The organism is Thermococcus sp. CX2 (assembly GCF_012027555.1).
In the GTDB taxonomy this organism is placed as follows: Archaea; Methanobacteriota_B; Thermococci; order Thermococcales; family Thermococcaceae; genus Thermococcus.
In genome coordinates this window covers 175,813-195,340 of the sequence record NZ_SNUQ01000001.1, presented here as the reverse complement: position 1 = coordinate 195,340, position 19,528 = coordinate 175,813, and the positions used below count along the sequence as shown (strand labels likewise).

General features: G+C 53.6%; 22 protein-coding genes. 9 read left to right on the top strand and 13 right to left on the bottom strand.

What is annotated here, in order from left to right:
* Positions 1 to 142 precede the first annotated feature (142 nt).
* Entirely contained in the window at positions 143 to 337 is a 195-nt protein-coding gene (locus tag E3E23_RS01125) for a hypothetical protein (RefSeq protein WP_240920713.1), read from the top strand.
* 61 nt (positions 338 to 398) lie between these two features.
* On the opposite strand, the gene E3E23_RS01120 is transcribed toward E3E23_RS01125, so the two are convergent.
* Together E3E23_RS01120 and E3E23_RS01115 are read right to left on the bottom strand one after the other, a co-directional pair.
* On the bottom strand, positions 399 to 1,226 hold the full coding sequence (locus E3E23_RS01120; RefSeq protein ID WP_167905790.1) for a translation initiation factor IF-2B subunit alpha: 828 nt from the start codon (positions 1,224 to 1,226) through the stop codon (positions 399 to 401).
* A gap of 84 nt (positions 1,227 to 1,310) precedes the next feature.
* Positions 1,311 to 2,069, bottom strand: a complete 759-nt coding sequence (locus tag E3E23_RS01115) for a molybdopterin-binding protein (protein WP_167905788.1) — start codon at positions 2,067 to 2,069, stop codon at positions 1,311 to 1,313.
* 154 nt (positions 2,070 to 2,223) lie between these two features.
* Between E3E23_RS01115 and E3E23_RS01110 the strand changes: the two genes are divergently transcribed.
* On the top strand, positions 2,224 to 3,228 hold the full coding sequence (locus tag E3E23_RS01110) for a phosphorylating glyceraldehyde-3-phosphate dehydrogenase (RefSeq protein ID WP_167905786.1): 1,005 nt from the start codon (positions 2,224 to 2,226) through the stop codon (positions 3,226 to 3,228).
* Positions 3,229 to 3,315: 87 nt separating this feature from the next.
* Here E3E23_RS01110 and E3E23_RS01105 read toward each other — a convergent pair whose 3' ends face one another.
* The 4 genes from E3E23_RS01105 to glyS form a co-directional block, all read right to left on the bottom strand.
* Positions 3,316 to 4,428 carry an aromatic amino acid transport family protein gene (locus tag E3E23_RS01105; RefSeq protein WP_240920728.1) on the bottom strand — a complete coding sequence of 371 codons (1,113 nt, stop codon included), beginning with the start codon at positions 4,426 to 4,428 and terminating at the stop codon, positions 3,316 to 3,318.
* Between the two features lie 98 nt (positions 4,429 to 4,526).
* The gene (locus tag E3E23_RS01100) at positions 4,527 to 4,811 is read right to left on the bottom strand and encodes a DUF167 domain-containing protein (RefSeq protein WP_167905784.1); all 285 of its coding nucleotides are present in this window, start codon (positions 4,809 to 4,811) and stop codon (positions 4,527 to 4,529) included.
* Positions 4,808 to 5,314 (bottom strand): DUF402 domain-containing protein, encoded by a 507-nt coding sequence (locus E3E23_RS01095; protein WP_167905782.1) that lies wholly within the window; start codon positions 5,312 to 5,314, stop codon positions 4,808 to 4,810. Before E3E23_RS01095 ends, E3E23_RS01100 begins: the two co-directional genes overlap by 4 nt.
* A 35-nt stretch (positions 5,315 to 5,349) precedes the next feature.
* The gene (gene glyS / locus E3E23_RS01090; protein WP_167906519.1) at positions 5,350 to 7,053 is read right to left on the bottom strand and encodes a glycine--tRNA ligase; all 1,704 of its coding nucleotides are present in this window, start codon (positions 7,051 to 7,053) and stop codon (positions 5,350 to 5,352) included.
* Between the two features lie 149 nt (positions 7,054 to 7,202).
* Here glyS and E3E23_RS01085 point away from each other — a divergent pair, with 149 nt between their 5' ends.
* From E3E23_RS01085 to E3E23_RS01075, 3 genes are all read left to right on the top strand, one after another.
* Complete coding sequence (locus E3E23_RS01085; protein ID WP_012571603.1) at positions 7,203 to 7,439, top strand: LSm family protein; 237 nt, start codon at positions 7,203 to 7,205, stop codon at positions 7,437 to 7,439.
* 34 nt (positions 7,440 to 7,473) lie between these two features.
* The gene (locus tag E3E23_RS01080) at positions 7,474 to 7,662 is read left to right on the top strand and encodes a 50S ribosomal protein L37e (RefSeq protein WP_167905780.1); all 189 of its coding nucleotides are present in this window, start codon (positions 7,474 to 7,476) and stop codon (positions 7,660 to 7,662) included.
* 122 nt (positions 7,663 to 7,784) lie between these two features.
* Complete coding sequence (locus E3E23_RS01075) at positions 7,785 to 9,185, top strand: MATE family efflux transporter (RefSeq protein WP_167905778.1); 1,401 nt, start codon at positions 7,785 to 7,787, stop codon at positions 9,183 to 9,185.
* A 31-nt stretch (positions 9,186 to 9,216) separates the two neighbouring features.
* On the opposite strand, the gene E3E23_RS01070 is transcribed toward E3E23_RS01075, so the two are convergent.
* The 4 genes from E3E23_RS01070 to E3E23_RS01055 form a co-directional block, all read right to left on the bottom strand.
* The gene (locus E3E23_RS01070) at positions 9,217 to 10,311 is read right to left on the bottom strand and encodes a VIT1/CCC1 transporter family protein (RefSeq protein ID WP_167905776.1); all 1,095 of its coding nucleotides are present in this window, start codon (positions 10,309 to 10,311) and stop codon (positions 9,217 to 9,219) included.
* 85 nt (positions 10,312 to 10,396) lie between these two features.
* A complete protein-coding gene (locus E3E23_RS01065; protein ID WP_167905774.1) occupies positions 10,397 to 11,533 on the bottom strand; it encodes a tRNA (guanine(10)-N(2))-dimethyltransferase in 1,137 nt (378 codons plus the stop codon).
* A gap of 32 nt (positions 11,534 to 11,565) precedes the next feature.
* The gene (locus E3E23_RS01060; RefSeq protein WP_167906517.1) at positions 11,566 to 11,829 is read right to left on the bottom strand and encodes a 50S ribosomal protein L35ae; all 264 of its coding nucleotides are present in this window, start codon (positions 11,827 to 11,829) and stop codon (positions 11,566 to 11,568) included.
* Positions 11,830 to 11,935: 106 nt separating this feature from the next.
* Positions 11,936 to 12,589: a haloacid dehalogenase gene (locus tag E3E23_RS01055; RefSeq protein ID WP_167905772.1), complete on the bottom strand. Its 654-nt coding sequence runs from the start codon at positions 12,587 to 12,589 to the stop codon at positions 11,936 to 11,938.
* A gap of 82 nt (positions 12,590 to 12,671) precedes the next feature.
* Here E3E23_RS01055 and pepQ point away from each other — a divergent pair, with 82 nt between their 5' ends.
* Both pepQ and E3E23_RS01045 read left to right on the top strand, forming a co-directional pair.
* Positions 12,672 to 13,724, top strand: coding sequence for a Xaa-Pro dipeptidase PepQ (gene pepQ, locus E3E23_RS01050; protein WP_371807518.1), 1,053 nt, complete (start codon positions 12,672 to 12,674; stop codon positions 13,722 to 13,724).
* Positions 13,725 to 13,782: 58 nt separating this feature from the next.
* Positions 13,783 to 14,856, top strand: a complete 1,074-nt coding sequence (locus tag E3E23_RS01045) for an mRNA surveillance protein pelota (RefSeq protein ID WP_167905770.1) — start codon at positions 13,783 to 13,785, stop codon at positions 14,854 to 14,856.
* Between the two features lie 13 nt (positions 14,857 to 14,869).
* Here E3E23_RS01045 and E3E23_RS01040 read toward each other — a convergent pair whose 3' ends face one another.
* The 3 genes from E3E23_RS01040 to E3E23_RS01030 are packed head-to-tail and all read right to left on the bottom strand — an operon-like array spanning position 14,870 to position 17,095.
* On the bottom strand, positions 14,870 to 15,868 hold the full coding sequence (locus E3E23_RS01040) for an AIR synthase family protein (RefSeq protein WP_167905768.1): 999 nt from the start codon (positions 15,866 to 15,868) through the stop codon (positions 14,870 to 14,872).
* A complete protein-coding gene (locus tag E3E23_RS01035) occupies positions 15,865 to 16,659 on the bottom strand; it encodes a 7-cyano-7-deazaguanine synthase (protein WP_167905766.1) in 795 nt (264 codons plus the stop codon). The genes E3E23_RS01040 and E3E23_RS01035 overlap by 4 nt, the downstream gene beginning before the upstream one ends.
* A 37-nt stretch (positions 16,660 to 16,696) precedes the next feature.
* On the bottom strand, positions 16,697 to 17,095 hold the full coding sequence (locus E3E23_RS01030; protein ID WP_167905764.1) for a DUF4870 domain-containing protein: 399 nt from the start codon (positions 17,093 to 17,095) through the stop codon (positions 16,697 to 16,699).
* A gap of 211 nt (positions 17,096 to 17,306) precedes the next feature.
* Here E3E23_RS01030 and E3E23_RS01025 point away from each other — a divergent pair, with 211 nt between their 5' ends.
* Complete coding sequence (locus tag E3E23_RS01025) at positions 17,307 to 17,540, top strand: ferrous iron transport protein A (protein WP_371807508.1); 234 nt, start codon at positions 17,307 to 17,309, stop codon at positions 17,538 to 17,540.
* A gap of 10 nt (positions 17,541 to 17,550) precedes the next feature.
* On the top strand, positions 17,551 to 19,527 hold the full coding sequence (feoB, locus tag E3E23_RS01020; protein WP_167905763.1) for a ferrous iron transport protein B: 1,977 nt from the start codon (positions 17,551 to 17,553) through the stop codon (positions 19,525 to 19,527).
* The last annotated feature ends 1 nt before the right edge of the window (position 19,528 follow it).

Genomic DNA, 19,528 nt, shown 5'->3' with positions numbered 1-19,528 from the left:
CAATGAACACTATAGACGATGAAAGGCCCTTTAACGTACACTGTGAACAAGCCTAATCCAGCAGAACCCCTACAGAATGGCCTACTACTTCCCATGGTTCACATCAGGAAAGCCGCTCTCATGAGCAAAGAGGTCCTATTCAGTGGACAAGGGCGGAAACATCATTTACGAGAAGGGCTCCAAGCCAATCATCGCTGCAGCTGTAGAAGTCGGAAGCGGCAGGATAGTTGCCTACGGCTCAAGCAAGGCCATAAGCGACGCCTACTACGGCAACTACATCAACACCAACTGGCCGTTCGTCAAGGGCGTGCTCCTATGGCTCGCCCACCAGGAGTGATTTCCTTTCTGCCCTTTTCATATCCTTTTCTGCCTTTTCTGGAAATTGGGGGGCAAAAAAGCTAAAGCTCCTTAGGAGGCACCAGGATTCCCAGCTCCGTTATTATCCCGCGAACGTAGCGCCAGGGCGTGATGTCAAAGAGGTAGCCCCGAATCAGAAGGTGATTCCTCTTGAACTTCCTTTCAACGATTTCTACCTCATCGGAGGTCAGTTCTGGATGGAGCTTGAAGCTCTCGGCCGCGACGTAGAACGGAACGCCATTGTCGTGGCAGGCGAGGGCCAAGAGATAAGTCCCCGCCTTGTTGATTACAGCCCCATCCCCCGTCACGTTGTCGGCCCCGACTAAAGCTAAGGTTGCCTTTCCCGCAAAGAGGCCGATCTGGGCATCAGTGATGATCTCGAAGGGAATCCCTAGGCTTTCCAATTCTCTCGCCAGCGCCAGTCCCTCGTAGTCGGGCGCGCTTTCCGTCAGGATGACCCTGAAGCGCTTGCCCTTCTTCTTGGCAGCCTTGAAAATCTCCAGCACGGCGGAGGAGAAGGAGTGTGTTATGATTACCTCATTCTCATCTATCAGCTCGCTGCCTATGTTGCCGATTTCCCTCCTGGCTTCTTCGCTCAGCTTTATGAACTCCTCGGCCTTGGCCCTAACGAGCTCGGAGTTATCCGTGATTGGAATGAACCTGCTGAGGTTGTAAAGCGAGGCCATCGTCCTGTTCACCGCTGGAATTTCTTCCCTCATCTCTTCGAGCGCTTTTCTGAGCTCTTCGCCGCTTAAAAGCTCAGCGAGCTTTATGTATGCCTCTGCACCTCTCCTAGCCAGATAGCTCGCGCCCCTTATGCGCTCGGCGCGCATCTCTTCGAGGATGGAGCGAATTTCTGGGGGAAGCATGGCTCACACCACGACAACAGTTGATTCCTCTTCGGCTGGATTTGAACCCGATGGAATTGCCCGTTTATCCTTATCACACTTTCGCTACCAGCCCTCTTCAAAGCGAATGCCCCTTTCCTCCATGAAGGCCTTGGCCTTCTCTATCTCCTCCTCGCCCTCGCCGAAGATTATTACCCCAATGTATTTGCCAAAGCCCTTGGGCGAGGAGTGTATTCTTACCTTGAAGCGCTCTACGGCCTCAGTCAGAATCGGGGCAAGCTTCGACTCATCGGTTATCTCTGCCAGAAGCTTCCTCTGGATAAACTTCCTCTCACCGAGCCTTGGGAGGACTTCCCTCTCGAGCATCGCCTTCATCTCACGCGGCATTCCCGGGAGAACGAAAATCTTAACGCCCCCGTGCTCTATGAACGCCCCAGGTGCGGCTCCCTCGGTGTTCTCCAGGGGAACGGCCCCTTCCGGAAGGTAGGCCATCTTTTTCCTTCCCTCATTTAGCTCGGGGTCGTCGATGTAGCCTTCCTTATAAAGGCGCTCATAGAAGGCCTTAATCCTTTCAAGGCAGGACTCACAAAGGGTTAGCTTCTTCCCGAGGGCCTCGGCGACGGCCAGTATCGTAACGTCGTCGTGGGTCGGTCCCAATCCACCAGAAATAATCAGCACATCGGGCTTTCTTGAGAGTATTTCGTGGATAACCGATTTTATCTCCTCGACGTCATCGCCAACGGTGGTCTTCCTTCTCACCCAGTAGCCCCTCTCGGTGAGCTTCTGGGCTATGAAGGCCGAGTTGCTGTCCACGGTGTTCCCGGTGAGGAGCTCGTCTCCTATGGTCAGGATTTCGGCGAACATGCCACCACCGCTGGATATTTTGAGGTCCCCCTTATAATCCCAGCGGGGGAAGTTTTCCATTTATATGTCAAAAATTTCTTTCTCGACGTTGTTTTTCACCAGGAGTGAAAGCAACGCTTAAGTATTTCATGGGTATAAAATGGTTGGTGGTGGCATGAAGGTTAAGGTGGGAATTAACGGCTACGGAACCATAGGAAAGCGCGTCGCTTACGCCGTGATGAAGCAGGACGACATGGAGCTCATCGGTGTAACGAAGACGAAGCCCGACTTTGAGGCCTACAGGGCAAGGGAGCTTGGTATTCCGGTTTATGCCGCAAGCGAGGAGTTCCTTCCGAGGTTTGAAAAAGCGGGCTTCGAAGTCGCTGGAACGCTCACAGACCTGCTCGAAAAGGTTGACGTTATCGTAGATGCAACCCCCGGGGGAATGGGGGCTAAGAACAAAGTTCTTTACGAGAAGGCAGGGGTTAAGGCCATCTTCCAGGGCGGCGAGAAGGCCAGCGTTGCCCAGGTTTCCTTCGTCGCCCAGGCCAACTACGAGGCGGCCCTCGGCAAGGACTACGTCAGGGTCGTTTCTTGTAACACCACGGGCCTAACCAGGACCCTCTCGGCCATTCAGGAGTACATCGACTATGTCTACGCGGTGATGATTAGAAGGGCGGCTGATCCGAACGACATCAAAAGGGGACCAATTAACGCTATAAAGCCCAGCGTAACCGTTCCATCGCACCACGGGCCAGATGTGCAGACGGTCATCCCGATAAACATCGAGACCTCTGCTTTTGTCGTTCCGACGACGATAATGCACGTCCACTCGATAATGGTCGAGCTGAAGAAGCCGCTGGAAGCAAAGGACGTCATAGACATCTTCGAGAACACCACGCGCGTTCTGCTCTTCGAGAAGGAGAGGGGCTTTGAGAGCACCGCGCAGCTCATAGAGTTCGCCCGCGACCTGCACAGGGAGTGGAACAACCTCTACGAGATAGCCGTCTGGAAGGAGAGCATAAGCGTCCGCGGAAACAGGCTCTTCTACATACAGGCTGTCCACCAGGAGAGCGACGTGGTTCCTGAGAACATCGACGCCATAAGGGCCATGTTCGAGCTGGCCGACAAGTGGGAGAGCATAAGAAAGACGAACCAGAGCCTCGGGATTTTGAAGTGAGCTTTTATCTTTTCATCTTTGCCAGACTGATAACGCTTCTGTTAAGGTTCAGCTAGGAACCACTGAAGGAATTGAAATAAAGAAAGCTCAGACCAGCGACGCCACGGAGTATAGGAAAACCAAGAAGAAAATCGCCCCGGTAAGGTAGGCAACGCCGTGTGGAATCCTCACACACTTCGGTGGGTAAACCTTTCCCGTTTTAAGATACATAGCCACGGGCAAGATTCCAGCGTAAAGGAGGCCGCCGAAGGTTCCAGCGAGCCAGAGGGCACTTACAAAGCTCTTCAGCCCTGCGAAGTATATCAGCAGGGGTGGAACCACCGTCAGGAGCCACGCGCTTCTCTTGTCAAGCTTAAACGCCTCGCGGAGGTTGTCCATCTGGGCAAAGCCTATCCCTATGTAGCTCGTGCTTATCGCCGCAAGCGGGAGGATAAGACCGAGCACCTTGCCTAAGCCACCATAGTAGTCTTCGAGAGCCGATGTGGCCAGCTGAGGGGTGTTCCCGCCGAGCGCACCAACGAAGGCGAGGACGAAGAGAGCGTAGAAGGCCATAGGCACTAGGTAGCCTATGAGGACGGCTTTCTTGGTCTCCTCGGCACTGCCTAGTCCCTTGTACATCTCGGGCACAACCATGTGGCTGACGTAGGCGAAGATGGCAACGCCTATCCCAGCAACAGCCGCCGAGACATCGACTGTTGCCATGTTCTCGACGTTGACTTTTGGAAGCATCAGGATAACGGCCAGGGCCAAAGCACCGAGCAGGAGGAAGTTGAGCATCAGCTCGGCCTCTCCAGATGCCTTGAGGCCCATCAGTACAATGGCACTCATAACCAGCCAGAAGGCAACGGCACAGATGGTTTTGTTGATCCCGAACAGGGACGAGAGAATGTCGCCGCTCCCAGCTATGTATGCTATCAGCGCTCCGTAGCTGAGAACGGATATGCTCGCGAGCATGAGCCAGCCGCCCGCTTTTCCGAGCGTCTCGCGCGCAAGGGAGGTGAGCGTTCCTCCCCTCTGGACGGCCATCTCAAGCACGAGGAGAGCCGTGAGAAGCGTAAGAACGCCAACCGCTGCGATAATCGCTATCCCCACAAAGCCGGCATCCTTAAGCGCGTACGGCAGGCCCAGAACGCCCGCCCCTATTTGAGTCCCTATGAGTATGGCACTCGCCTCGGCAAGTGTCAGCTTCTTCATCATCATCACCGAAGCGTGAAGGAAGGTTCATGGATTTAAGCGTTGCTCCGAAAAAAGGTGTTCGTCACTGATACGAGAAAAAGAGCAGAGAACAGACTTGGACGTTAGAGTCCAAGTTTTTTAAGGACTTCTTTGCTGGAAAGGCCCTTAACCAGGAGGTCTTTCTCACGAGAAGTTTCGCCCCGAATTATTTCGACCTCAGCCCCAAGCAGCTTGGAGAAGAACTTGACTACCTCTTTATTCGCCTTTCCTTCCACTGGTGGGGCTTTGATTTTCACCTTCAGCCTTCCGCGCCACTCATCAACGCCTTCAATCTCGTTCTTCTTCGCCTTCGGCTGGACGTAAAGCAGGATTACAACGCCGTCCTTGGTTTCCCTGATGAACTTCATTCCCGACCCTCCAGCTCGTACTCCCAGACTATTTTCGGTGGGAACTCACCGCGCTTAAGCTTTTCGAGTATCCCCCTCGCGATGCGGTATGCAAAGTCGAAAGTCTCCCTGTCAATCAGGCCGTAGTTGAGGGCCATCTCAAGCTCGTCCTCGTCGAGAAGAAAGGCCTCGCCGCCGGGAAAGATGAAGATGTCGAGAAACAGGTCGAGCATCTCTATAGTGTTTCCTTCGCGCTTCGTGTAGGCCAGAACGTCGATGTAGAGACCTTTGAACTCACCGTTTTCGTCGTAGACTTTCAGGATGTCGTAGTTCTCACCAACGAAGGCGAAGTAGACCATCGTGTAGCCGTTCTTAATGACCTCAACGCCGTTCACCCTGAGAGGAGCGAGCATACCCTCGAACTTAGCTTTGGCAACCACTACCTCGCCCAAATCTGCTATCAACTCGTCGCACCGCTCCAGGACGCGGTTCGGGACACGGCGGTAGATGAGGTGGATTTTCATGAGGGACACCAAAAGAGGTTGAGAAAAGGAAGAGCTCACTCCCCGAAAATCAGCTCCCTCAGCTTTTCTGGAAGCTCCTCTATCTTCACCCTCATCTGCTCCCTCGTGTCGCGGTCCCTAATCGTTACCGTGCCATCCTCCGGCGTCTGGTTGTCTATCGTGACGCAGTAGGGCGTTCCAATCTCGTCGTACCTAATGTAGCGCCTTCCTATCGTGTCCTTCTCGTCGTACACCGCTATGAAGCCCGCCTTCTGGAGCTTTCTGAACACATCGTAGGCTATGCTCTTCAGAGGTTCCTTCGCAACGAGCGGCAGAACGGCGACTTCTATGGGCGCCATGTCCTTCTTGAGCTTCAGGTATGTTCTGTCCTCCTCTATGACGAGGGAGTTCTCGAGGAGCAGGTAGAAGGGCCTGTCTATTCCAAAGCTCGGCTCAAGGACGTGGGGCACTATTTTCTCGCCCGTTATCTTCTCCTCGACTTCTTTGATTATGAAGTCGTCCTTCTCAAGCTCGTAGCCGTCTATGATGGCTTTACCGGTCTCGTTGAGGCTCTTGACTATCTTTTCGAGCTCCTCCTGGCTCATCGCCTTGAGCTTCTCGTTTATCCTCTTGGCGTCGCCCTTGAGCTTCGGTCCAACGCGCTTCATGTTGAGGCTGACAATCAGGCGTTTGACTATCTTCGGCTCGTCGTAGTGGATGAGGACGGTTAAATCTGCCCCGCTCATCTTCATGTGCTTGCTGAGGTCATAATCCCCACGGTAGGCTACGCCGACGCACTCCACCCAGCCGAAGCGCTCGCTGTGTATCTCCACATCCCATGTGTCGCTGGAGTAGTGGGCCCTTTCCTCGGGCAGCTGCTGGCGGAAGCGTATGGCACTCTCGGGAATGCCTATGTCGAGGAGAACGCGCTTGACCATGACCATGTAGTAGGCGAAGAAGGTGTTCATGATGTAGCCTCTCTTTACAGCCTCTTCTGCAGTTATCTCAATCTCGCCGAGGTTCTTGAGCTGGTTCTCTATCGGATAGAGCCTTAGCACCTCGTCCTTGACCTCGTCGAAGTGCGGATGTTCAGTCTCATTCGGGTTGAAGAATATCTCCGCCTCAGCCTGCGTGAACTCCCTCAGGCGGAGCATTCCCTGCCTAGGTGAGATCTCATTACGGTAGGCCTTCCCGATCTGGAACACACCGAAGGGAAGCTTGTTCCTTGCGAAAGCGTTTAAGCGTCTGAAGTTCACGAAGATGCCCTGGGCCGTTTCTGGCCTTAGGTAACCCTTCTGGTCGCCGTAGGGGCCTATCTTCGTCTCGAACATGAGGTTGAAGTACCAGACGTCGCTGAGCTCGCCGCCGCACTCGGGGCATTTTATGTCGTGATTCCTTATAAGCTGGGTCAAATGGTCGGCACTCATCCCCTCGGTGTCTATGTCTAAAGCATCTTCAACTAGGTGGTCGGCCCTGAAGCGCGCGCCGCACTTCTTACACTCCACGAGTGGGTCAACGAACTTCTCCACGTGGCCGCTTGCTATGAAAACCTTTTCTGGGGTTATGTCGGGCGTTTCGAGCTCGAAGAAGCCCTCCCTCTGGAAGGCCTCCCTTATCTTCTGCTCTATCTTCCTCTTGATAGTCGCACCGAGTGGGCCATAATCGTAAAAACCTCTCGCACCACCGTAGATTTCAAAGCTGCCCCAAGCGAAGCCTCTCCTCCTCATGAGGTCCTGAAGAATCTCATACTTATCGGCCATGCTCACCACCTGAAAGTCAAGTAAGGGATTTTCATAAAAACCTTTTGGGCGGTCGTTCGTCTAATCGTTAAGATGGGCAAGGGGAAAGAGTTATAAACCGAATACCTCGTTATCGCTATGAACTTTGATTATTTGGGAGGTGTGTGAAAATGGCGGAAAGACCACTTGATGTTATCCACAGGTCCCTCGACAAGGACGTGCTCGTCATCCTGAAGAAGGGGTTCGAGTTCAGGGGCAAGCTCATCGGTTACGACATTCACCTGAACATCGTCCTCGCCGGTGCCGAGATGATTCAGGACGGCGAGGTCGTTAAGAAGTACGGTAAAATCGTTATCAGGGGAGACAACGTCCTGGCGATTTCCCCGGTTGATGTTGGTGTTGAGTGAACTTTAGTGAGCCGAGAGTTAGTGGGGTGATACTATGGGAAGCGGGACTGCACCAAAGGGCAGGAGGAACCACACTCCAACTCACATAAAGTGCCGCAGGTGCGGCAAGAGGTCATACAACATAAGGAAGGGCTACTGTGCCTCGTGCGGCTTCGGCAGGAGCAGGCGCATGAGGAAGTACCGCTGGTCCCACAAGTGGAAGAAGAAGAGGAACCTCCTCTGAACCTTTTCTCTTTGTTTGTTCCTTTTTGGCCCTTTTCGTGGCGTGTTTGACCCGTTATATTAGGTATCCACCACAACCCTTTTAAGCTCCACTCTTATCTCACCGTTTAGAGGGACGTCTTAATGCTGCACCTCAAAGAGGATCAGCAAAGGCTATGGAAGCTTGCCTGGCCGGCCATCATGGGCAACATATCCCAGACCCTCCTTAACTTAGTTGATATGATGATGGTTGGCCAGCTCGGGGCGCTAGCCCTGGCCGCGGTTGGTCTCGGCGGTCAGGTCAGCTGGTTCATGATGCCGATAATGGCGGCGGTTGCTACGGGAACCCTCGCCCTCGTCGCGAGGTTCGTCGGTGCCAAGGACGAGGAAAACGCGACTTTGGCTTTAGAGCAGAGTCTTTACCTGTCTTTTCTCCTCGGAATTCCCGTGATGCTCTTCGGCTGGTTCTTCGGCGATGATATCCTTAGGATTATGGGTGCCAGCGATAACGTCATTGAGCTCGGCTACGAGTACATAAAGGTGCTCTTTGCCTTCTACCCAATAAGGTTCGTCGGATTCACAGCCTTTTCCGCCCTCAGGGGGGCCGGAGACACAAAAACGCCGATGAAGCTCGGCATACTCATGAACATCGTCAACGCGGTTTTCGACTACCTGCTAATCTTCGGAAAGTTCGGCTTTCCAAAGCTCGGCCCAGTTGGAGCGGCGTGGGCCTCTGGAATTGGTATAACGACTTCCTTCCTGATAGGCCTCTACCTCCTCAGCAGCGGCAGGCTTGTGCTTCACTTCAAGCCAAGCTGGTCTTTCCACACCGACATGGCCAGGAGGGTATTGCGCATAGGCATTCCAACGATGGTCGAGCGCGGGCTGTTCAGCTTCTACAACTTCCTCTACATGAGCATAGTGACGCGCTTCGGGACCATAGCTTTGGCCGCACACCAGGTCGGCCTTAGGGTGGAGAGCATAGCCTACATGCCGGCCTTTGGCTTCAACGTGGCAACGGCCGCTTTAGTTGGCCAGAGCCTCGGCGAGGGAAGGCCAGATAAAGCCGAAAAGACCGTCTACGAGGCCATCAAGATGGTCAGCCTCTTCATGGCCACCATGGCGGTGATCCTTATAGCCTTCCCGCGCTACCTCGTCATGCCCTTCATCAGCCCCAGCGACCCGAATTACGGAGAGGTTCTCAGGCTCGCGGCGATTTACCTGATAATTGTCGGCATAAGTGAGATACCCCTCGGCTGGCTCTTCGTCATTGGCGGAGCTTTGAGGGGAGCGGGAGACACCAAGAGCCCGATGTACATAACCGCGGTGAGCAAGCTGCTCTTCAGGATAGTCCCCGCATATCTGCTCGGTTTTGGCTTCACTATTCCGGGCTTTACACTTGGCCAATGGACATTCCCGGGATTCACTTTTGAGGGTCTCGGCGTTATAGCGGCCTGGATAGCCATGAGCCTCGAGACATTCACTACAGCTGCCCTCTTCTGGTGGGTGTTCAAGCGCGGAAAGTGGAAGCATGTGAAGGTATGATTGCCTGAGAAAATCCAAAGAGAAGGGAAGTCTAAAGCGCCGAGACGTTGAAGAGGGCCTCCATCAAGCGGCCGAAGAGGTAGCTCAGGAACGCGGCTCCGAGGCCAGTCGCGACCATCTCTGCGACCTTCTTTCTTATTGAGATTCCCGACAGGAGCGAGATCAGCGTTGCGACGACGGCCAAAGCAGAGCCCGCGAACAGTATCGAGAAAGGCAGCGCCGTTAGGGAGCTTGAAGCCAGGAAGTAAGGCGTAACTGGGAATGCGACGCCGAGCAGGTAGGCAAAGCCCGTGTATAGTGCCGCCCTCACTTCGTTTTCATCGGCCTCTGGAATGAGGAGCTTCATTATGGCGTCGCTGTTGTTCGCGAGTTCTTCAGCCACCTCCCTTGCGACTTCTTCGGGCATTCCTCCTTCGATGAGCTTATCCATGAGTTCCTCCTTTGCCCTCTCAGGGGAAACGCGGAAGAGAACCTCCATTCTATCCCTAATGCTCTCGTTCACCTGCCTCTGGGAGCGGACAGAGATGAAGCTGCCTATCGCCATCGAGAGCGCTCCAGCAACGCCGACGATGAGACCGCTTATTCCGACAAGCTGGGGGTTGTGAGGATAGACGGCTGAAAGGCCAGTGACCGCACCGAGTATCTCAACTAAGCCGTCGTTCATGCCCAAGACGAGGTCGCGGATGTTCTCGACGTGGAAGCGCTGCTTGCTCTCGTAGAAGAACTTTTCATGCTCGAGCTCATCGAGGATGACCTCCCGTATCTTCCTCATTTCTTCCTCGGAAAAGCGGTCGGCGTAGGTCGTGAGGTACTTGAAGTACTCCTGTATCGCGCTGTTCTCGCCCATCTCAAGGAGGGAAGCAACCGAACCGGGACCGAGGAGCTTCCTTAGGAGCTTGGTGCTCCAGATGGTGAGCCTCTTAATGCTCGGCTTCGGGACTTCTCCACCGTGCATCACTATGAAGTCGTGCCAGAACTTGGCGTGCTTCGACTCTATATTGGAGAGCCTCAGAAACTCCCCCTTGATTTCTTCATCCTTCTCGATTTTGGCCAGCTGGGCATAAAGCACCGAATCCGCGTACTCGTCCTTGTAGAACTCCCTAGCGAGTTTGAGCATCTCGTCCATCTGCCCACCCCCCATAAGAAATCCGAAGAAAGGTTAAAATGCCTATCGGAAGAGTAAGGAATTCCGACTTCTTGTCAATACGAAATCACTGAAGCTCCCTCAAAGCCTCGAGCACCTCCTCAAAGGGTGCGTCCGTTTTAAGAGCCGTCGGCGAGAAGTGCGTTCTCGTTGCCTTGTAGCCCTTCTCGCGGAGTATCTCGATGACTCCAGCCAGCTTCCTGACCTCGAGGCCGTGCCTTCTGGCTAAAGCGTGGGTGTCGTAGTGGAACGGAACGTCCAGCTCGTCTCTGAGTAGCTCCAGGAACTCGGGGGTTTTCTTCGCGTTGCCGAGCGGAGAGGCTCTGCTCAGCTTATAGAGCTCCTCAACGAACTCCTGGCTCTTCAACGGGCCGAACCAGAGCGGGCCGTATGCTTTGACTTTTGACGGCAGAAAGGCCCTCTCGTAGTCAAACCTCCCGCTCGGCTCCTGATACAGATAGCCGAGCTGCTTCATACTCTCGTCGGCCTTCTTCGCACCGCTCCTGAGCCGGAGGAAGGCCCTGAAGTAGTGGTCCCTGTAATAAGCCAACAGAACTTCAACGCCGAGGTCATACTTCGCCGCGTATCTGACGAGGGTCCCGATGAGGATCCTAAGGCCTGCCTCGTGGCAGAGCTCACCCCTTATGGGCTCTGCAAGGTATTTGCGCAGGCAGGCGTTCCTGTAGGCCCCGCAGAGGACTCCAGTGTCGGTCGCGGTGATAGCCAAAGTACCGCGCCTCTTCACGGCTCTAAGGGCCGAATCAAGGAACTCCATCGGCGAGCCGAAGGGGTCTAAGTCAACAAAGTCGAAGTACCTAAACTGCTCGTTCATCAGCCTGTTGGCATCTGCGTTCATTGCCACGAGGGTCTTGTCCCCTCTAAGAACCACTTTCTTCTCGCGGAACTCAGGCTCCCCCGAAAAGTTCAGCTTCAGGTTCTCGACTATCAGCCTAAAAGCGTCGGGGTTTATGTCGTTGAGCCACACTTCCTCAGCTGACGTTTCGAGGGCGTAGCGGATGCCCCTTATCCCCGTTGCCGAAAGGGCATCGAGAACGCGCTTTGAACCGAGAACCTTCAGAGCAAGAACGCTTACGTCCCTGTTCAGCGCCATAACGGGGTTGTAGAAGACGGGGGCATCGTAAATGCGCTCGGCCTTTGGAACGAGAATCCTCGCGAGACCTTCGTGAACCTCAACCAGCTCCATTCTCTCACCGAGGAAAGAAAAGGTTGGGAAGTTTAAAGGATTTCGACGTAGTCGCCGAGGGCCTGTCCAGGGAGGCCGGGCTTGAAGTAGGCCTTGACCTCTCCCTTGTTGCCGTGGGGCTTGAGAATCTTTCCGAACATCTTCCTGCCGGTTGGGGTCTTCCAGACGACCTTCCTGCCGATGAGCTGGGCCGCCTGCTCCCTGCCCTCAACCCCAAGGGGCTTGAGAATCATGTGGTAGTTGTCCTGGTGCTCCTTGGTTCCGGCGTAGGCAAGGACGATGGCCTTCCTCCTCATCGCCCTCACCTCCACCGGGAGGGATTCAAGAACGGGGTCTTTTAAGTTTTACTTTGTCCCCCTGGAAGAATCCTGAGAGTGGACCGGAGCGTCGTTTGAAGGGAGACTACAGAAACTCCGTTAGGCTTTTATCTATGTCAAGAAGCTCCCTGAGGCTCTTGATCTTAAGGAAGTTCTGCCTCTCGAAGAGAAGAGCAACATCCTGTTTGTAGGGTGAGGCCTTTTGGATGAGGAGGGTGTTCTCATCGGTAACGAAGGTGAACCGGCTCGGACTGTCGTCAACCCAGACGAAGGGCTCGTCTGGATAAAGCTCCCTGAGGGTCTCAAACTTTTGGAGCATGTCCTTTGTTCCCTTGAAGGTTATGACATCGTCGAACTCATCGTACCAGTTAGTCTTCTTCATGAAAATGGCCTTCCCACCTGGGTAGGTGTGTTCGCCGGAGAATGAGATTACGTATCTTCCTCGCTCTCTAAGGGTTCTCACGATGTCGCGGGCAAATGGAAAGTCTTTGATGTACTTGGGCATGAGCTGATAGTACTCATGTATCGTTCCCTGAGCGACGAGCTCGTGGATGACACCGAGGTACTGGTAGGTGAGCTTGCCCTTGATGAAGAGGAAAAGCGCCTTATAATAGTCACCGTATAGGTCGCTCTCTATAACAGCTGGAATCGTCTTCTCGATGGCTATCCTCAGGGCCTTCTCGACGGCCTGCCTGCTGTCAACAAGCGTTCCATCGAAGTCGAATAAGTAAACCACCATAGTTGGATGTATCACGGGCTGAGTTATAATCCTTTTCCTCCCGAAAGGATTTTATTCATAAAACCCATCATCAGGTTTGGTGATTATGATGAGAATCGAAAGGCTCCAGAAGTACATCTCCGAGAAAGGCCTTGATGCTGCTCTAATAAAGAGGAGGGAGAATCTCTTCTACTTCACGGGAAGCTCACCCGTCCTCGGCGGTTATCTAGTCGTCACCCCAGACGAGAGCGTTTTTCTTGTCCCGGAGCTGGAATATGAAGAAGCTAATGAGACCTCTAAAGTCCCGGTGGAGAAGTTCAAAACCTCGATGGAGCTGTTTGACAAGCTCAAATCGTTCAAAATTGAGAACCTCGGAATCGAGGAGAGCGCCAGCTTCGGCTTCGTCAACTCGCTCCGGGAGAAGGTGGGAGTTAATAACTTCGAATCCATCGATGAGCTTATCAGAGAGATGAGGATAATCAAGACGAGGGAAGAAATAGATGTCATCAAAGCAGCATGCAAAATAGCCGATATGGCCATGATGGTGGCCGTTGAAGAGATAAGCGAGGGCAAGCGCGAGAGGGAAATAGCCGCCAAGATGGAATACGCTATGAAGGTTAACGGGGCAGAAAAGCCTGCCTTTGACACTATAGTGGCCAGCGGCTGGCGTTCGGCGCTCCCCCACGGTGTCGCAAGCGACAAGAGAATTGAAAAGGGGGACTTAGTCGTTATCGACGAAGGGGCTCTCTACAAACACTACCACTCCGATATAACGAGGACAATAGTCGTCGGAAACCCGAACCCGAAGCAGAGGGAAATCTATGAGATAGTCCTTGAGGCCCAGAAGAAGGCTGTTGAAGCGGCAAAACCGGGCATGACTGCCAAAGAACTGGATAGTGTTGCGAGAAGTGTCATAGAAGAATATGGCTACGGCGACTACTTCATCCACTCAACGGGCCATGGCGTCGGCCTCGAAATCCACGAGTGGCCACGCGTCAGCCAGCAGGACGACACCGAGCTCAAGCCCGGAATGGTGATAACCATCGAGCCGGGCATTTACATCCCCAAGTTCGGGGGAGTCCGTATAGAGGACACCGTGCTGATAACCGAGAACGGGGCAAAGAGGCTCACCAAGACGGAGAGGGAGCTCATCTAACTCCTTCTTTCACAACTTTTTAAAGTTTCTAGGCCAATTCTTCTAGGGAGGTGAGGAGATGCAAATACTGCACGAGGACCCAAAGGAGGGCAAGGTGAAGGTCAAGGCAGAAACCCTCGATGACCTCTGGCACCTCTACCACATCATCGATGAGGGGGATGTAGTCTACGCGAAGACCCTGAGGAAGCAGAGCCAGCGTGCCGACTCTCTCAGGGCAGAAAAAGTCGAGGTCATCCCCGTCTTTCTCGGCGTCAAAGCCGAGAAGATTAACTTTCACAAGTTTGCCAACCAGGTGCGCGTTACTGGACCGATAGTCTACGCGAGCAGGGAAGACGTTCCCCTCGGCAAGTACCACACCATAGCAATTGAAGAGGGGACGGTCGTTACAATTCAGAAGCCCCGCTGGAGGGAGCACCACATCGGACGCCTTCGCGAGGCCGTCGAGGCTTCTAAGAGGGCCCGCGTGATGATTGTGGTCATTGACGACGGCGAGGCTGACATGGCGCTGGTGAGAGAATACGGCGTCGAGATACTGAGCAGCATAAGGTACAACCTCGGCGGGAAGAGGTACAACACCGACAGGGAGGCCGAAGAAAAGCGGTTCTTCCATGACGTGGCGAAGACGATGGAGGAGATAATGGGCAGGGAGAGAGTGGAAAAAGCCATCGTTGCGGGTCCAGGCTTCGTGAAGGAGGATTTCTACAAGTTCCTCAGGGAAAACTATCCAGAGCTGGCCAAGAAGGTAGTCATAGAGGACACGAGCGTAACGGGCAGGACGGGCATATATGAGGTCATAAAGCGCGGAACCGTTGACAGGGTTTACCACGAGAACCGCGTTGCCAAGGAAGTTCAGCTGGTAGAGAAGGTCCTGGAGAACATAGCGAGGAACAACGGCTTAGTAGCCTACGGTCTCAGGGAGGTAGAAGAGGCTGTGAATTACGGGGCGGTCGAGACCCTCTTGGTCCTCGACGAGCTGCTCAAGGGCGAGATGAGAGAAAAAATAGAAGAGCTCATGGATTCGGTCAGGTACTCCCGCGGCGAAGTCATTATCGTCAGCTCGGAACACGAAGGCGGTGAGAAGCTTAAGGCATTGGGCGGTCTCGCGGCCCTGCTGAGGTTCAGGGTTAAGTGAGCTTTCTACGGATTTATCCCTTTCCGTAAAGCTCCACGTAGGGGTCGCCATCGAAGGTTGGGAAGGGTCTCTCGTCCTTCCCCTCCACTAAAATCTTCTCCTTCTCCTCCGTAAACTCGCCGAGCTCGAATGCCACAATTCCATTTTTATGTAATTCTGCAATTAAAGTATCGGCTTTATCAGGAGGCGTTATCGCTATTAGAGTCCCAGTTGAAGAGACGTTCCAGGGTTCAAGGCCATAGAAGTCGAGAACCCTTCTGACGAGTGGATCGAGGTAGAGCCTATCTGCGTAGACCCTGAACCCAACCCCCGAGTTCTCGGCTATCTCGTGGAGGGCCGTTAGGCCACCCTCCGTCGCGTCGTGCATGCCCCTGACGAAAGGCTTGGCAATTAGGGCATCAGGAAGGGTGGTCTCAAATGCGAAAAGCCTCTTAAGCCTCTCAATCTCCTTGAAGGTCAGGAACTTTCTCAGCTCCTCCTCCAAGAAATACGCGGCAGAAACGGCAAACTCAAGGCCGATCTTGGCGGTGACGATTATTTTATCGCCCGGCTCCGCCAGCGGGAGCTTTAGTTCGTCTTTCCTTACCAGACCCATCGCGGTCGTTGTAGCGGTGGGCTCAGTTATAGATGGATAGACACCGGTGTGGCCACCAATTACGGAGCTTCCATACTTGCGGCACTCGGTGTTTAGACTTCTCATGACGTTTTCCAGGAAACTTCTTTCGGTTCTTGGCGAAAAGAGCAGATCAACTATCAGCCACCTAGGTCTGGCACCAAAAACAGCAACGTCACTCGCTGCAAAGTGGTAGGTGAAGAATCCGAAGGTTTCTTCAGGCACGCCAAGTGTCGGGTCTGTGGCGACGATTAAGTAGTGCTCGTGGTCGTATTCGAGGACGGCCGAGTCAAACCCCTCCCTCGGCCCGTAAACTATCCTGGGGTCTTCGATGCCGAGATTGGGAAAGACCACCTCCCTCAGGATATCGTTGCGGAGCTTGCCGAGCGGGAGTTTCATCTTCTCTCCTCCCTGAAGGTCTCCACGAGCTCCTGAGCTTCCCTCAGCGTTTCCTCATCGCAGTCCCAACACATTATCTCAAAGCTCGGAACGCGGACGCTCATGCGAACTTTCTTCCTCCTCGCGAGCTTGCTTATCTCGTAGTTCGCCCTGTAAGCCAAATCCATGAGTTCGGGCGTTACAATCTCCTCACGGTCTATGTACTGCAAAGGACAGCCCTCGCGCCACTGCCTCCTCCTGGCGTGCTCGTACATGCGGTAGGGCCTTATGCCAGCCTCTTCTGCAAGGGCTTCAACTTCCTCGGCGGTGTATTTAATCAGCGGCCTGAAGAAGGGAACGCCTACCCTCGGAATGTCACAAAGCCGTATGTCCGATTTACACTGGTCGAGGAGGGCACCGATGATTTTGTCATTGGCGTTGTCGCCCTTGGCTAAGATGTCAAAGCCGTTGTTGAGTGCAAACCACTTGGCGTTCCAGAGCATGACTTTCTTGCAGTTGATGCATATCGGCCCCTTCCTCCCAGCGGCCTCCCTGAGAAGGCCCTCAGTAACATCAACGAGATAATGCTCGACTCCGAGTTTCTTGGTAAACTTCATCGACCAGTTCAGCGTTTCCCTCCAGCTCCAGCGGTGGAAGAAGGTTAAAGCCGACACTTCCAAGCCGGCTTCCTTGAGCAGGTAAAGGGCCAGACTGCTATCTTTCCCGCCGGAAAACATGAGGAGAATCCTCTTTTCGTAAAGTCCGTTTCTCTCGGAGAAGTTCACTATGTCTTCCACAACGCGCCCAATCATGGGGAAAAATATAAGAGGGGGCTTAAAAACCTAAGCCTCAGACGTTCACTTTGCCGACCCACTTCTCGGCGAGGTCGCCAAAGATTGGGAACTTGTAGTACTCGCCCTGGTAGGCCTTGATCATTCCGAGTACCCAGAAAATCAGACCCACAAGGTTCACGAGCATGATAAAGATCCCAATGAGAGCCACCAGTGGGCCGAAGACTGCTCCAAGGATCACACCGATCATCCACAGAACTATCTGAATAATGTTGATCCCGAGGAATGTAATCGTTGACTGCATAGCGTGGAAACGGACGAAATCGCTTTCCTTTTCGAGTACCAGAAAGATTATGCCAGTGAGCCACATAAGCACATAGGCCAACAGAGCCTCGATGTTCTCGTCCATGCCGAGGGAAGTTTTCTTCTTGGGTTCTTCGGGGGAGATCTCCTCCATAAATAACACACCTCCGGAGTTCAATTAGTTATATTTTCTCCCATCCTTTAAATATCTTTCCAAGTTCCAAAGTTTTAACATGCAGATTTCGAGTGTGCCTACGTTGGAACCTGAGATTTTCTGATTTCGAACCATTAGGCTTTGTTAGGCTCACCAAAGCTTTTTAAGGCTCTCTATGTATTCAGAACAGAATTAGGATAACCTAACGGTGATGCACATGATTGTACCTTTAAGCGCCCTGGGGCCGAGAGAAAAGGGAATCGTGGTGAACATAGCAGGTGGGCACTACGCGAGGCAGAGGTTAGTTTCCATGGGGCTTAGTCCCGGGGCGATGGTTCAGGTCATCGAATCACACTCGATGGGGCCAATAATCTTCTCCGTTGGAGGGGCAAGGTTCGCAATAGGCAGGGGACTGGCGAGCAAGGTCATGGTAAGAAAGCTCTAAGGTGTCCGCCATGATGAAGATCGTTGCCTTGGCCGGAAACCCAAACGTCGGAAAGACCACGATTTTCAATTCACTGACTGGAATGCGGCAGCACGTTGGCAACTGGCCCGGCGTGACCGTCGAGAAAAAGGAAGGAATCCTTGAATACCGTGGGCAGAGGTTTTTAGTAGTAGATCTGCCCGGAACGTACTCCCTGACTGCCCATTCCATCGATGAACTTGTCGCGAGAGATTTTTTGCTCAAGAGGAGTGCGGACGTTGTAGTCCACGTCCTCGATGCAACCGCCCTCATGAGGAACCTCTTTCTTACAATGGAAATACTCGAGATGGGCCTCGACAACGTTATCGTAGCCATCAACAAGATAGACCTCGCGGAGAAGAGGGGCATTGAGATAAACGTCAAAAAGATGGAGGAAGTCCTTGGAGTTCCGGTGGTTTTCCTCAGTGCTAAGGAGGGCATCGGCATCGAGGAACTCAAGGAAAAGATATACCGAATGGCGAACGGAGAGCTGAAGGCCAAGCCTGTTGTTCCAACCTACGATCCGGAGGTTGAGAGGGAGATCCGGCACATAACCGAGGTTCTCAGCGGGACCTCCCTGGCGGAGAAGTACAACCTCCGCTGGCTTGCCATCAAACTCCTGCAGAGGGATGAGGAGGTAATAAAGCTCGTTCTGAGGCACCTTGGCGGTGAAAAGCTTGACGAGATAATGACCCATATAAGCGAGGTCGAAGAGCGCTACAAGCGTGCAATGGATCTGATCATCGCCAGTCAGAAGTACGAGTTCATCGACGGTCTAATGCATAAATTCGTCAGGTACTCCCATGAGCAGGGTGAGACCTTCAGCGACCAGCTCGACCGGGTTTTGACTCATCCGATTTATGGCCTCATTGCCCTCTTTGGAGTATTCTATCTAATGTTCAAGTTCGTGTTTGCCTTTGGAATGCCCCTCCAGGGACTGCTCGACGAGGCCTTCTCGAGCTTTGGCGAGTGGCTCGCGCCCCACATAGCGAACGAAACCCTACGCGGCCTTCTGGTCGATGGAGTGATAGCAGGAGTTGGCTCGGTGCTTAGCTTCTTCCCGCTGGTGTTCCTCCTGTTCCTTGCCATGTCCCTGCTCGAGGACATCGGCTACATGGCGAGGGCTGCGGTGGTTATGGAGAGGATTATGCGCAAGTTCGGGCTTTCCGGGAAAAGCTTCATACCCCTCGTCCTTGCCTTTGGCTGCAACGTTCCAGCGGTGATGGCCACGAGAACCCTCGACGACGAGAGGGATAGACTGCTGACCATGCTCGTCAATCCACTCATCCCGTGCAGTGCTAGGCTGAGCGTTATAAGTTTCCTAGCCGGGGCCTTCTTCGTGGAGCGTCAGGCCCTCGTGGCGGTAAGCATATACGCCACCTCCATACTCCTCGCGCTCTTGATGGCCTGGGTCATCAGCAGGTTTGTGATAAAAGGGGAGGAGAGCCCCTTCATAATAGAGCTGCCCGAGTACCTCGTCCCCTCCTGGAAAACCCTCCTGCTCCACTCTTGGGAAAGGAGTAAGGAGTTTATCAAGAAGGCCGGGACGATAATACTCCTCGGTTCAATAGCCATCTGGTACTTGAGCACCTACCCCGTACCGATCGGAACCGGAGGTAGCTACGCAGAAAGACTCGGCAAGTTCTTCGAGCCATATATAGGGCTGATGGGCTTGGACTGGAAAGCTGCTGTCAGCCTGCTCTTCGGGATAATCGCCAAGGAGAACGTTATATCCACCTACGGGATAATCTACGGAAGCGAGGAAGCGATAGTCGGCATCATGAGGCCCCTTCAGGCCTACGTGCTCGCCCTTGTAACGACCCTCTACGTTCCGTGCATAGCCACCATCGGCGCGATAAGGGCCGAGAGCAGCTGGAAGTGGGCCGCCTTTACGGTGTTCTACATGATAGCCCTTGCCTCGGTTGTTGGGATAGTCGTCTGGCACATCGGCATTGCCCTGGGTTTTTGAG

Bases quoted from the DNA above. Each gene is read 5' to 3' on its own strand.
- E3E23_RS01085 (WP_012571603.1), top strand. From the start codon at position 7,203: ATGGCGGAAAGACCACTTGATGTTATCCACAGGTCCCTCGACAAGGAC.
- E3E23_RS01035 (WP_167905766.1), bottom strand. From the start codon at position 16,659: ATGATTGGGCGCGTTGTGGAAGACATAGTGAACTTCTCCGAGAGAAAC.
- E3E23_RS01105 (WP_240920728.1), bottom strand. From the start codon at position 4,428: ATGATGATGAAGAAGCTGACACTTGCCGAGGCGAGTGCCATACTCATA.
- E3E23_RS01040 (WP_167905768.1), bottom strand. From the start codon at position 15,868: ATGAAACTCCCGCTCGGCAAGCTCCGCAACGATATCCTGAGGGAGGTG.
- E3E23_RS01070 (WP_167905776.1), bottom strand. From the start codon at position 10,311: ATGGACGAGATGCTCAAACTCGCTAGGGAGTTCTACAAGGACGAGTAC.
- E3E23_RS01075 (WP_167905778.1), top strand. From the start codon at position 7,785: ATGCTGCACCTCAAAGAGGATCAGCAAAGGCTATGGAAGCTTGCCTGG.
- E3E23_RS01095 (WP_167905782.1), bottom strand. From the start codon at position 5,314: ATGAAAATCCACCTCATCTACCGCCGTGTCCCGAACCGCGTCCTGGAG.
- E3E23_RS01110 (WP_167905786.1), top strand. From the start codon at position 2,224: ATGAAGGTTAAGGTGGGAATTAACGGCTACGGAACCATAGGAAAGCGC.
- E3E23_RS01055 (WP_167905772.1), bottom strand. From the start codon at position 12,589: ATGGTGGTTTACTTATTCGACTTCGATGGAACGCTTGTTGACAGCAGG.
- E3E23_RS01100 (WP_167905784.1), bottom strand. From the start codon at position 4,811: ATGAAGTTCATCAGGGAAACCAAGGACGGCGTTGTAATCCTGCTTTAC.
- E3E23_RS01045 (WP_167905770.1), top strand. From the start codon at position 13,783: ATGCAAATACTGCACGAGGACCCAAAGGAGGGCAAGGTGAAGGTCAAG.
- E3E23_RS01080 (WP_167905780.1), top strand. From the start codon at position 7,474: ATGGGAAGCGGGACTGCACCAAAGGGCAGGAGGAACCACACTCCAACT.
- E3E23_RS01065 (WP_167905774.1), bottom strand. From the start codon at position 11,533: ATGGAGCTGGTTGAGGTTCACGAAGGTCTCGCGAGGATTCTCGTTCCA.
- E3E23_RS01060 (WP_167906517.1), bottom strand. From the start codon at position 11,829: ATGAGGAGGAAGGCCATCGTCCTTGCCTACGCCGGAACCAAGGAGCAC.
- E3E23_RS01120 (WP_167905790.1), bottom strand. From the start codon at position 1,226: ATGCTTCCCCCAGAAATTCGCTCCATCCTCGAAGAGATGCGCGCCGAG.
- glyS (WP_167906519.1), bottom strand. From the start codon at position 7,053: ATGGCCGATAAGTATGAGATTCTTCAGGACCTCATGAGGAGGAGAGGC.
- E3E23_RS01030 (WP_167905764.1), bottom strand. From the start codon at position 17,095: ATGGAGGAGATCTCCCCCGAAGAACCCAAGAAGAAAACTTCCCTCGGC.
- feoB (WP_167905763.1), top strand. From the start codon at position 17,551: ATGATGAAGATCGTTGCCTTGGCCGGAAACCCAAACGTCGGAAAGACC.
- E3E23_RS01025 (WP_371807508.1), top strand. From the start codon at position 17,307: ATGCACATGATTGTACCTTTAAGCGCCCTGGGGCCGAGAGAAAAGGGA.
- E3E23_RS01115 (WP_167905788.1), bottom strand. From the start codon at position 2,069: ATGTTCGCCGAAATCCTGACCATAGGAGACGAGCTCCTCACCGGGAAC.